Annotated in this window: 11 protein-coding genes; 5 read left to right on the top strand and 6 right to left on the bottom strand. The window is 66.9% G+C overall.

Annotated features, from left to right (window positions below; all coding sequences use genetic code 11):
- Both WBB14_RS02015 and WBB14_RS02010 read right to left on the bottom strand, forming a co-directional pair.
- Positions 1–545 (bottom strand): enoyl-CoA hydratase-related protein (locus tag WBB14_RS02015; RefSeq protein ID WP_424238347.1); only part of this gene is annotated, 545 nt, incomplete at its 3' end.
- On the bottom strand, positions 542–1,513 hold the full coding sequence (locus WBB14_RS02010; RefSeq protein WP_424238346.1) for an NAD(P)H-dependent flavin oxidoreductase: 972 nt from the start codon (positions 1,511–1,513) through the stop codon (positions 542–544). The genes WBB14_RS02015 and WBB14_RS02010, both read right to left, overlap by 4 nt.
- Positions 1,514–1,693: 180 nt before the next feature.
- Between WBB14_RS02010 and WBB14_RS02005 the strand changes: the two genes are divergently transcribed.
- The 4 genes from WBB14_RS02005 to WBB14_RS01990 all read left to right on the top strand — a co-directional run bounded on the left by WBB14_RS02005 (position 1,694) and on the right by WBB14_RS01990 (position 6,484).
- A complete protein-coding gene (locus WBB14_RS02005; RefSeq protein WP_424238345.1) occupies positions 1,694–2,317 on the top strand; it encodes a TetR/AcrR family transcriptional regulator in 624 nt (207 codons plus the stop codon).
- 47 nt (positions 2,318–2,364) lie between these two features.
- Positions 2,365–3,513 (top strand): acyl-CoA dehydrogenase family protein, encoded by a 1,149-nt coding sequence (locus WBB14_RS02000; RefSeq protein ID WP_424238344.1) that lies wholly within the window; start codon positions 2,365–2,367, stop codon positions 3,511–3,513.
- 184 nt (positions 3,514–3,697) lie between these two features.
- Positions 3,698–4,927, top strand: coding sequence for a CaiB/BaiF CoA transferase family protein (locus tag WBB14_RS01995; protein ID WP_424238343.1), 1,230 nt, complete (start codon positions 3,698–3,700; stop codon positions 4,925–4,927).
- 30 nt (positions 4,928–4,957) lie between these two features.
- A complete protein-coding gene (locus tag WBB14_RS01990) occupies positions 4,958–6,484 on the top strand; it encodes a 3-hydroxyacyl-CoA dehydrogenase (RefSeq protein ID WP_424238342.1) in 1,527 nt (508 codons plus the stop codon).
- 100 nt (positions 6,485–6,584) lie between these two features.
- Here WBB14_RS01990 and WBB14_RS01985 read toward each other — a convergent pair whose 3' ends face one another.
- Genes WBB14_RS01985 through WBB14_RS01975 form a run of 3 tightly spaced genes read right to left on the bottom strand, consistent with a single transcriptional unit; the run spans position 6,585 to position 10,089 of the window.
- A complete protein-coding gene (locus WBB14_RS01985) occupies positions 6,585–7,550 on the bottom strand; it encodes a Bug family tripartite tricarboxylate transporter substrate binding protein (protein ID WP_424238341.1) in 966 nt (321 codons plus the stop codon).
- A gap of 42 nt (positions 7,551–7,592) precedes the next feature.
- The gene (locus tag WBB14_RS01980; RefSeq protein WP_424238348.1) at positions 7,593–8,996 is read right to left on the bottom strand and encodes a dihydroorotase; all 1,404 of its coding nucleotides are present in this window, start codon (positions 8,994–8,996) and stop codon (positions 7,593–7,595) included.
- A 10-nt stretch (positions 8,997–9,006) separates the two neighbouring features.
- Positions 9,007–10,089 carry a CobW family GTP-binding protein gene (locus tag WBB14_RS01975; protein ID WP_424238340.1) on the bottom strand — a complete coding sequence of 361 codons (1,083 nt, stop codon included), beginning with the start codon at positions 10,087–10,089 and terminating at the stop codon, positions 9,007–9,009.
- 209 nt (positions 10,090–10,298) lie between these two features.
- On the opposite strand from WBB14_RS01975, the gene WBB14_RS01970 reads away from it, so the two are divergent.
- Entirely contained in the window at positions 10,299–11,072 is a 774-nt protein-coding gene (locus WBB14_RS01970) for an IclR family transcriptional regulator (RefSeq protein WP_424238339.1), read from the top strand.
- Between the two features lie 106 nt (positions 11,073–11,178).
- On the opposite strand, the gene WBB14_RS01965 is transcribed toward WBB14_RS01970, so the two are convergent.
- Positions 11,179–11,494, bottom strand: a 316-nt coding sequence (locus tag WBB14_RS01965; protein WP_424238338.1) for a c-type cytochrome, incomplete at its 5' end; no start/stop codon positions are given.

Here is an 11,494-nt window from a genome sequence, read left to right as displayed (position 1 = left end):
GCCTGGGCCTTGGGCGTGACGGAAGTCGCCAGCCCGGCTTCGCAGGCGTCCTGCGCCGTGAACGCCTTGCCCTGCAGCAGCCATTCGGCGGCGCGGCGGGTACCGGCCAGGCGCGGCATCAGCAGGCTGGACGCGCCTTCCGGGCACAGGCCCAGCGCCACGAACGGCATGCGCAAGGTGGCGCCTTCGCCCACATGGACGAAATCGCAGTGTTGCAGCAGGGTCACGCCGATGCCGACGGCGTAGCCCTCGACCGCGGCGATCACCGGCACGTCCGCCATGGTCAGCGCGCGCAGGAAAGTCAGGCCGGCGCTGTCGCCCGCGCCGCGCTCCGCCTGGAAGTCGCGCAAGTCGTTGCCGGCCGTGAAGTGCTCGCCGGCGCCTGTCAGGATCACCGCCGCCACCGCCGTGTCGGCGGAGGCCAGCGCAATCTGTTCGGTCAGCGCCGCGTAGGTGGCGGTGTCCAGCGCGTTGCGGCGATTCGGGCGGTTGATGGTCAGGGTCAGCACCGCGCCGTCGCGGCTGACCTTCAGCCCGGCGCTCATGCGCCGAATCCCTGGGCCAGGCGGCTCTTGGCGTCCGCGTACTCGCTGCGCAGCGTGTCCACGATCTGGCGGGTCGGTAGCACGCTGGCGATGCCGCCCACACCCTGGCCCGCGCCCCAGATGTCCTTCCAGGGTTTGACCCGGCTGGAGCCGAAATTGGACGCGCCGCTGTCGGGCTGCGGCAGGTTGGCCGGGTCCAGCCCGGCGGCCGCGATGCTGGCCTTCAGGTAGTTGCCGGGGATGCCGGTGAAGAACGGGGTGTACAGGATGTCCGAGGCGCTGGCGTCGACGATGGCGGATTTGTAGCCTTCGCTGGCGTTGGCCTCCTCGCTGGCGATGAAGCGCGTGCCCATGTAGGCGAAGTCCGCGCCCATGGCCTGCGCGGCCAGGACGTGCGCGCCCGAGGTGATCGCGCCCGACAGGATCAGCGGACCGTCATAGAAGCGGCGCACTTCGGACACCAGGGCGAAGGGGCTGAGCGTGCCCGCGTGGCCGCCGGCGCCGGCGCACACCAGGATCAGGCCGTCCACGCCCGCTTCCAGCGCTTTTTCGGCGTGGCGGATCGTGGTCACGTCGTGGAACACCTTGCCGCCCCAATCGTGCACGCCTTTGACCAGGTCGCCGGGCGCGCGCAGGCTGGTAATGATGAGCGGTACGCGGTGGCTGGCGCACACGGCCAGGTCCTGCTCCAGGCGGTCGTTGGACTGGTGGATGATCTGGTTGACCGCGAACGGCGCCACCTTCGCGCCGGGGTTGGCCTCGCGGTGCGAGGCCAGGCCGGCCTGGACTTCGTCCAGCCAGTCGCCCAGCAGGCTCTGCGGGCGCGCGTTCAGCGCGGGGAACGAACCCACGATGCCGCTGGTGCATTGCGCCACCACCAGCTTGGGATTGGACACGATGAACATGGGGGCGCAGATGACCGGCAGGGACATCTGGCCGTACAAATCAGTCACGAGAGAGTGGGGCATGGCGTCGTCGCGGAAAAAGGTCAAAAGAGGGCTTGAGCATCGTTGGCGGGTGTGCCTATAATTACCTACCGACCGTCCGGTAATTAATTAATCCTTATTAAACGGCATGCGCCGAAGCGCTGTCAATGGAGGTTCGCAAGAGCCTCCGACAGCGCCGGCGCGGCCCTCCTAAAGGCTGCCATGGCGACCTCCGCCCCTCCTGCCCAGAAACGCGCCCGCGCCGGCCGGCCGCCCACCGTGGCGGCTCCGCGCGAACGCATCCTGGAAGAAGCCGCCAAGCTCTTCGCGCAAAGCGGCTACGACGGCAGCTCGGTGTCAGACCTGGCCGCCGCGCTCGGCGTGTCCAAGGCGGCCATCTACCACTACTACACCACCAAGCAGGACATCTACGACGCCATCATCCTGGCCGCGCTGACCGGCCTGACCCAGGCCGTGGCCCAGGAAGTTGCCCGGGCCGAAGGCGCCACCGCCCGGCTGCGCGCTTTCATGGTGAGCCACGCGCGCTACTTCGAGCAGCACCATGCCGAATTCGTCACCATGCTGATCGGCTATTCCGGCATGGCCCTGACCGAACGCGAAGACGCCGCCCGGCTGCGCGACGGCTACGAGAAGCGCCTGCGCGAACTGATCGCGCAGGGCGTCGCCGCCGGCGAATTCCGCGCGCTGGACGTGGCCGCGGCGGGCCGCGCCGTGTTGTCCATGCTGAATTGGATGGTGCGCTGGTACAAGCCCGGCCAGGGCGACAGCGCCGAAACCATCGCCGCCGGCTATTTCGATCTACTGGTCGGAGGCATGCGCGCCTGAGGCGCGCCCGCTCCCGGCTTGCCCTGCCTTTTCTTGAGACTCCCATCATGGCCCTCGATACCGAAACCCTGAACCTGCTGTTGGACGCCGTGCGCCGCTTCGTGCATGAACGCCTGATCCCCGCCGAAGACGAGCTGGCCGAAAGCGGCCAGGTGCCGCCGGACATCGTCAACGAGATGCGCGAGCTGGGCCTGTTCGGCCTGTCCATCTCGCCCGACCACGGCGGCCTGGGGCTGACCATGGAAGAAGAAGTGCGCGTGGTCTTCGAGCTGGGGCAGACTTCGCCCGCGTTCCGCTCGCTGGCCGGCACCAATATCGGCATCGGTTCGCAAGCCATCGTGCTGGCCGGCACCGACGAGCAGCGCGCCAACTACCTGCCCAAGCTGGCCAGCGGCGAACTGATAGGCTCGTTCGCGCTGACCGAACCCGACGCCGGTTCCGACGCCATGGCGCTGCGCCTGTCCGCGGTGCGCGACGGCGACAGCTACGTGCTCAACGGCACCAAGCGCTACATCACCAACGCGCCCATCGCCGGACTGTTTTCGGTCATGGCGCGCACCGCGCCGGAGCGCCGCGCCAATTCCATTTCGTGCTTCCTGGTCGAAGCCGGCACGCCGGGCCTGAGCATCGGCAAGCCGGACAAGAAGATGGGCCAGGCCGGCGCCCTGACCAGCGACGTGGTGTTCGACAACTGCCGCGTCCCGGCCAGCGCGCTGTTGGGCGGGGAAGAGGGCAATGGCTTCCGCACCTCGATGCGGGTGCTGGACAAGGGCCGCCTGCATATCTCGGCGCTGTGCGTGGGCATTGCCGACCGCCTGCTGGGCGACGCGGTGAAGTACGCCATTGAGCGTAAGCAATTCGGCCAGCCCATCGCCGAATTCCAGTTGATCCAGGCCATGATCGCCGACAGCCAGGCCGAGCTCTACGCCGCGCGCTGCATGGTGCTGGACGCCGCCCGCATGCGCGACCGCGGTGAAAACACCACCATGCAGGCCGCCTGCTGCAAGCTGTACGCCACCGAAATGGTGGGCCGCGTGGCCGACCGCGCGGTGCAGATCCACGGCGGCGCGGGCTACATGTCCGAGTACGCGGTCGAACGCTTCTACCGCGACGTGCGCTTGTTCCGCATCTTCGAAGGCACCTCGCAGATCCAGCAGCTGGTGATCGCCCGCGAAACCATCAAGGCGCATTCCTGAGCGCGGACACGGCCCAAGAGGCTAATATCCTGCATGACTGACGGTGATCCGGCAGCGGCCCTGGGCCGCGCCGGAATATGACGCGCCAGCGGCCGCGCGCCGCCGGCATGACGGAATTCCAGTCTGGCTTGCGCGCCGCCGCAAGCCGGACGTTTTCATTTCTCTTCTAGCGAAAAGATTACTAATGTCGCAACGTCCCGCTCCCCTTACCGGCATACGCGTGCTGGACCTCACCCGCGTCCTGGCGGGTCCCTGGTGTACCCAGAACCTCGCCGACCTCGGTGCCGAGGTCATCAAGATCGAACGCCCCGGCGCGGGCGACGACACGCGCGCCTGGGGCCCTCCCTACCTGAAGGACGAGGCGGGCAACGACACGACCGAGGCGGCCTACTACCTGTCCGCCAACCGCAACAAGCTGTCGGTGGCGCTGGACATCGCCTCGCCGCGCGGCGCCGAGCTGGTGCGCGAGCTGGCGCTGCAAAGCGACATCCTGGTCGAAAACTTCAAGGTAGGCGGCTTGTCCAAGTACGGCCTGGACTACGACAGCCTGAAGGAACTCAACCCGCGCCTGATCTACTGCTCCATCACCGGCTTCGGCCAGACCGGCCCCTACGCCAGCCGCCCCGGCTATGACTTCATGATCCAGGGCATGGGCGGCCTGATGAGCATCACCGGCGAACGCGACGACCTGCCTGGCGGCGGTCCGCAGAAGGCGGGGGTGGCGGTGACCGACCTGATGACCGGCATGTACTCCACGGTCGGTATCCTGGCCGCGCTGCACGAACGCTCGCGCAGCGGCCTGGGCCAGCACATCGACATGGCGCTGCTGGACTGCCAGGTCAGCATGCTGGCCAATCAGAACCTCAACTACATGACTTCGGGCGTGGCACCCAAGCGTGCCGGCAACGCGCACCAGAACCTGGTGCCCTACCAGGTGTTCGCGGCCAGCGACGGCCACCTGATCGTGGCGGTCGGCAACGACAGCCAGTTCCGCAATTACTGCGGCGCGATCGGCTTGCCCGAGCTCTCGGCTGATCCGCGCTTCGCCACCAATCCGCAACGTGTGAAGAACCGCGCCGAACTGGTGCCGCTGCTGACCGAACGCATGGCCACCGGCGCGCGCGACCACTGGCTGGCCGCGCTGGAAGCCGTGGGCGTCCCGGCCGGCCCCATCAATACGCTGGACCAGGTCTACGAAGACCCGCAGGTCCTGGCGCGCGGCATGAAGCGCGAAATGCCGCATCCGACCGCGGGCACGGTGCCGATTGCCGCCAGCCCGCTGAAGTTCTCCAGCAGCCCGGTCGAGTACCGCCGTCCGCCGCCCATGCTGGGCGAGCACACCGAGCAGGTGCTGTCCGAAAAACTGGGCCTGTCGGCCGAAGAAATCCTGGCGCTGGCGCAAAGCCGGGCCTGAACCCCATCCAATAAAAGCAGGAGAGTGGTGATGAAGGAGATTCAAACCATCGGCGTCGTCGGCGCCGGGGCCATGGGGCGCGGCATCGCGCAGATCGCGGCGCAAGCCGGGCTGCGTGTGCGCCTGTACGACACCAGCGCCGATGCCGTGGCGGCCGCGCGCGAGTCGCTGCGCCAGACCTGGGAAAAGCTGGCCCAGAAGGGCAAGCTGAGCGCCGCCGACGCGCAGGCCGCGCTGGAGCGCGTCGAATCCGCCACCGCGCTGACCGACATGTCGAACTGCCAGCTGGTGGTGGAAGCCATCGTCGAGCGCCTGGACGTCAAGCGCGATCTGTTCGCCGCGCTGGAAGGCGTGGTGGCCGAAGATTGCATCCTGGCGTCGAACACCTCGTCGCTGTCCATCACCGCCATCGCTGCCGCCTGCAAGCATCCGCAGCGCGTGGCGGGCTACCACTTCTTCAACCCGGTCGCGCTGATGAAGGTGGTCGAAGTCATCGACGGCCTGCGCAGCGCGCCCGAAGTCGGCGACGCGCTGGCCGAGCTGGCCCGCCGCATGGGCCACACGCCGGTGCGCGCCAAGGACATGCCGGGCTTCATCGTCAACCATGCCGGCCGCGGCATGAATACCGAAGGCCTGCGCGTGGCGCAGGAAGCCGTGGCGAGCTTCGCCCAGGTCGATGCCGTCATGCGCGAGCAGGCCGGCTTCCGCATGGGTCCGTTCGAACTGCTGGACCTGACGGCGCTGGACGTGTCCCACCCGGTCATGGAATCCATCTACCGCCAGTTCTTCGACGAGCCGCGCTTCCGGCCGTCGCCCATCACCACCGTGCGCCTGGCAGGCGGCTTGATCGGCCGCAAGGCCGGTGAAGGCTTCTACGTCTACGCCGACGGCCAGAAGCAGGTGCCGGCCGAGCCGCCCGTGCCGGCGCTGCCCGAGAACCTGAAGGTCTGGGTCAGCCCCAAGCACGCCGAAGGCTACGCCCGCGCCGCCGCGCTGGTCGAAAAGCTGGGCGCCACGCTGGTGACCGGCTCCACGCCCGACGCCGACGCGCTGATCCTCGTCACGCCCTTCGGCGAGGACGTCTCCACCACGGTTTCCGCGCAAGGCCTGAACGCGGCCCGCACCGTCGGCCTGGACACGCTGTACGCCTTCGACGCCGCCAAGCGCCGCACCATCATGGTGTCGCCCGCCACCGAAGCCAAGTGGCGCGACGCCGCGCACGCGCTGCTGGCGGCCGATGGCGTGCCGGTCACGGTGATCGAGGATTCGCCCGGCTTCATCGCCCAGCGCATCGTGGCCACCATCGTCAACATCGCCAGCGACATCGCGCAGCAGCAGATCGCCACGCCCAAGGACATCGACCTGGCGGTGACGCTGGGCCTGGGCTACCCGGTGGGTCCGCTGGCCCTGGGCGACAAGCTGGGCGCCGACCGCATCCTGGAAATCCTGAAGAGCATGCAGCGCGTGACCGGCGATCCGCGCTATCGCCCCAGCCTGTGGCTGCAGCGCCGCGTGCAGCTGGGCATGTCGCTGACGAAGGCGGCCGGCGAGCAGTGATGTGATGGCTATGCATGGCAGGGCACCGCCCTGGCATGTACAAAAAGGCCCGCAAGACTTCATGTCTTGCGGGCTTTTTTTCCCTGCAGGGCTGGCCGCCTCAGTTGGCCGGCTTGACGCCGATCAGCGACACCAGCGGCGTCCACAGCGCAATGTCGTCGCGGATGCGGCGGGCGAACTTGTCCTTCACCTCGCCGGCCCGCGGCTGGCTGCCGGACGCGTCGAACTTGCTCAGCACGTCCGGGTCGCGCAGCATTACCTGCACGGCGTCGGCCAGCCTGTCCACCACTTCCGCGGGCGTGCCGGGCGGCGCGAACAGGCCGTTCCAGGTTTCGATCTCGTGCCCGGGGATGGTGTCGGCGATGGCCGGCACGCCGGGCAGCTGAGGCACGGGCTGGCGGCTGGAAACGGCCAGGAAGCGGATGCGGCCGCTATCTTTGTAAGGCAGGATTTCGGAGATGTTGGCCGAGTACAAGTCGGTGGTGCCGCCCATGGTGTCGAGCAGGGCGGGCGCGCCGCCCCGGTAGCCGATCAGCGTCGCTTCGATGCCGGCGCGCTTCAGGAATACCAGCACCGACATATGCGACATCGACCCTTCGCCGCCATGCGCCACAGTCAGCGCGCCGGGTTTGGCCCGGCCATACTCGATCAACTGCGCCAGGGTTTGGAAGCGCGAGCTGGATGGCACCGTGAGCACCAGCGGGTTGCTGGCGATGTTGGCCACCGGCACCAGATCGTTCAACGGGTCGTAACGCACATTGAACAGGAACCGGACCAGCGAAACCTGGCCGATGGACCCCACCATCAGCGTGTTGCCGTCGTTGCGGGAACGGATCAGCGCATCGGTGGCGATGGTTCCGCCAGCGCCTGCCTGGTTCTTCACCACCACCGACGAGCCCAACGTGCGGCGCAACGAATCGGAGGTAATGCGCGCCACATAATCGGTGTTGCCGCCCGGCGGGTAAGGCACGATCAATGTGATGGCGGACGCGTCCTGGGCTTGGGCCAGCGCGGATAGCAGCAGCGGCGAGGTGGCCAGCAGCCGCGAGAACTGACGACGATTCATGTTGATTTCCCCTTGTGTCGTAGTGATGCCGCGGCTTTGAACTCAGCGGGTCGCGGCGGCCATTTGGCCGCTGCCCTTGGCGCCGACCACCTTTCCGTCTTCATACACCGTGGCGCCGCGCACCAGGGTACGCACCGGCTTGCCCTTGAGACGGCGGCCGGCATAGGGGCTCCAGCCCACCAGGCTGAGGACGTCCTCGTCGCGCACTTCGTATTCGGTCTCCAGGTCGACCAGCACCAGGTCGGCGTCCAAGCCCGCGCGTATTTCACCCTTTTCGCGCAGCCGGAACAATTCGGCGGGTTTGGCCGAGCAGGCCTCGGCCACCCGTTCCAGGCTGATCTTGCCTTCCTGCGCCGCGGTCAGGAACATGCTCAGGTAGAACTGGGTCGACGGCGTGCCGGTATGGGCTTTCCAGCCATCGGTCCAGCCCACTTCTTTCTCTTCGCGCGTGTGCGGGGCATGGTCGGTGGCGATGATATCGATGGTGCCGTCGTTGAGGCCTTCCCACAGGCCGGGCACGTTCTTCTCCGGCACCCAGTACGACAGCGCATACGAGCCCAGGCGCTGGATGGCCGACCATTCGCAACCCAGGAACAGGGCCCAGGGATTGATCTCGCAGGTGACTTTCTGGCCTGCCGCCTTGGCCTCGCGGATGAGCTGCACGCTGCCGGCAGTCTGGGTGTGCAGGATGTGCAGGTGGCAGCCGGCTGCCTTCTGCAGCCGCAGCAGGGTGGCGATGGCGGTTTCCCAGATCACGCCATCATGGGCGGCATAGGCGCGCGCATAGGCCAGCGCGTCGCGTTCGCCGCGGTCCCAATAGGTCTGTTCGATCACATCCATCAAGGCCTGGTCGTGCGGGTGCACCATCAATGGCACGTCCAGTTCGGCGCAGCGCTGCATGATGCGCAACAGCTTGCCGTGGTCATGCACGCCGATGCCGGGCATGTGCGGGTAGTCCCGTCCCGTGTCCACCACCATGAAGATCTTGAACGCCGCAATGCCCGTGGCGGTCATGGCTTCCATTTCCGACTCTATCGTTGGCGCCGGATTGAAGTTCCAATCCACCACGGCATCGCTGCGGTAGATGGCGAACTGCTTTTCCAGCAGGTCCAGCGAGTTGGGCGGCGGATTGACGTTGGGCATGCCTACGCTGGTGGTGACGCCGCCAGCCGCGCACTGCTGCGTGGCGGTGAGGATGGTGTCTTTGTATTCGAATCCCTTTTGCGAGCCCTGGCGGTGGTGCGAGTGCATGTCGATGGCGCCTGGCAGCACGGCCAGGCCGCTCGCATCGATGACGCTCCGTGCCTCGGGTTCGCTGCCGGCCTGGTACAGGCCGGCGATCTTGCCGTCGCGGATGCCGATGGAGGCGCGCACGCGGCCTTGCGGAGTGACCACCAGGCCGTTCTTGATCAAAGTGTCCATGCTGTTTTCCTTGTGATGGGGAATGCCAAAACGATCAGGCCGCGCGTGCGGCAGGCGGGAGGGCGCGCTGGCGCACCGTGTCCCAGACCTGCATGACGTAGTCCTTGCTCAGGCCTTTGGTAATGAAAACCATGCGGGATTGCCGGTCCGTGTCGGGCCATTCCGGCAATTCGGTGGGGGGATGGAACAAGCGCTGCACGGCTTGCAGCACGATGGGCCGTTCGTGGCCGGCGATGTGCAGGATGCCCTTGACGCGCAGCAACTCGTCCGGATGCGCCATGACCAATGCATCGAGCCACGCGCTGACTTGCGGCCATTGCAAGGGGGCGGCGAAATCCAGGCAGAAGCTGTCGATGCGCGCATGGTCATGCGCGTGCGAGTGCTTATGGGTGTGTTCATGCGCATGCCCACCGTGCCGGTGCCCGTCCGCGTAAGGCTCGGCATTGAGCCATTGCCGGGCCTGCTCCGGGCGCACGTCCACGTCGTAGACGTCCGGCCCGTCCAGCACCGTGGCATCCGGCCGTGCCGCGGGGTTGCACACCACGCGTGTTGCCCCCGGATTGACGCGCGCAAGCGTGTCCACCAGCGCTGCGACTTGCGCGCCGGGCAGTTCGGTCTTGGTGACGATCAAGGCATCGGCGACGGCCACCTGCTTGACGGCTTCCGGGTGCGCGGCCAGCGTGCCCGGCCCGTTGACGGCGTCCACCACGGTCAGCACGCGATTCAGGCGAAACGAGCGTGCGACCGGAAACGTCATCAAGGCCTGGATGACCGGCACCACGTCGGCCATGCCCGTGGTTTCTATCAGGATGCGATCGAAGGCGGCGATGGTTCCGGCGCTGCGCTTGGCGCGCAGGTCGCGCAGGGTCTCGACCAGGTCGCCTTGCACGGTGCAGCACAGGCATCCGGTGGTCAGTTCGATGGTGTTGTCGTTGCTGCTGGCGATCAGCGCGTGGTCGATGCCGATCTCGCCAAACTCGTTGACGATGACCGCCGCACCGGCCAGCGCTGGGTCGCGCAGCCAATGATTGAGCATGGTGGTCTTGCCGCTGCCCAGGAATCCCGTCAGCAAAGTGACCGGAATGCGCGTTTCGGAGGTTTCACCGTTTGCCATCATCCACCTTTGCAAAAAACATTAAATTCGCAACCATTGCGATTAAGTGAATTTTTGCATCGAGTTGCCGCTTTGGCAAGCCCCTGCGGTTTCACGACGCGCCGCCTTGGTCCGAAGGGGGGGATGTCGCTGCTAGAATCGCGGAGAAATTGAATTTCGCAATGGATGCGAAATCGCACGCCAGACAGGCGTAATGAGACGGAGAGGTCGACGTGGCGGGTGATATCAGGACGCGCAACCGGATACTGCACATCCTGCAGCTCTATGACAGGCGCGCCGCATGGTCGGTCGAGGACATCGCCGTCGAAATGGATGTGTCCGTCAGCTCAGCCTATCGCGACGTGCAGGAACTGGTCCGCGCCGATTTCCTGACCCCGGTGATGGGCGCGCGCTACGTGCTGGGGCCGACCTTTGCCCATTTCGACTTGCTGATGCGCCACGGCGATCCCTTGCTGAAGGTGGCCGAGCCGCACATGCGCCGCCTGGTGGAGGCGACCACGCCCTCGTCGGCCTCGGTGCTGACGCGCAGCTACCAGGACAAGGTCATGTGCATCCACCAGGAAATCGGTGACCCGGCCGCACGCGTCGGACGCTACGAACGTGGCGCCACCATGCCGATGTTTCGCGGCGCGACCTCCAAGGTCATCCTGGCGCACCAGAGCCGCCGCGCTCTGGAGCGCATGTACCTTGCCCATGAAGAGGAAGCGCGCGCCATCTCGCACTGGAAGAGCCTGAAGGACCTGTGCCTTGAACTCGATGCCATCCGCGAGGCGGGCGTAGCTGTCAGCGATTCCGAGATAACCCCAGGGACCATAGGCATTGCGGCGCCCATTTTCCTGGAGCAGCGGGTGGTGGCCGGATTGAGCCTGATCGTGCGCGCCGAGCACTGCCGTCTCGAACCGTTTCGCGCAGCCGTGATCGAGGCCGCCAGCCAGATCAGCAGCCAGTTGGCCGAGGTGGACGGCGCCTGGGTGGCGCGCGCCTGAACGCCGGCATCCGGCCTTGGCAATCTTGCTCGGGTCTGCCGGTCCGGCGCAAAGAAAAAGCCCCTTGATCAGATCAAGGGGCTTTTTCCATCATGGGCCGCGAGTCTTACTTCGCTGCATCCACCATGTACTGCACCGCTGCGCGGATATCGTCTTCCGAGGCGTTGGCCGCGCCGCCCTTCGGGGGCATCGGCGGCTTGCCTTGCATGGCGACCTTCACCATGGCGTCCATGCCGGTCTTGATGTACGGATCCCAGGCGGCCTTGTCGCCGAACTTGGGGGCGTTGGCCACGCCGGTGGCATGGCAGGCAAAGCAGACGCTCTTGTACAGCTTTTCGCCGGCCGGATTGACCGCTGCTGCGGCTTGCGGCGCGGCGGCGGGAGCGGGCGCTGCAGCGGCCGGTGCCGGGGCAGCTGCAGCC

The organism is Achromobacter sp. (genome assembly GCF_049647645.1).
GTDB lineage: Bacteria > Pseudomonadota > Gammaproteobacteria > Burkholderiales > Burkholderiaceae_B > Achromobacter.
Note: the sequence above shows the minus strand (reverse complement) of the source record. Positions and strands in the feature narration are given on the sequence as shown.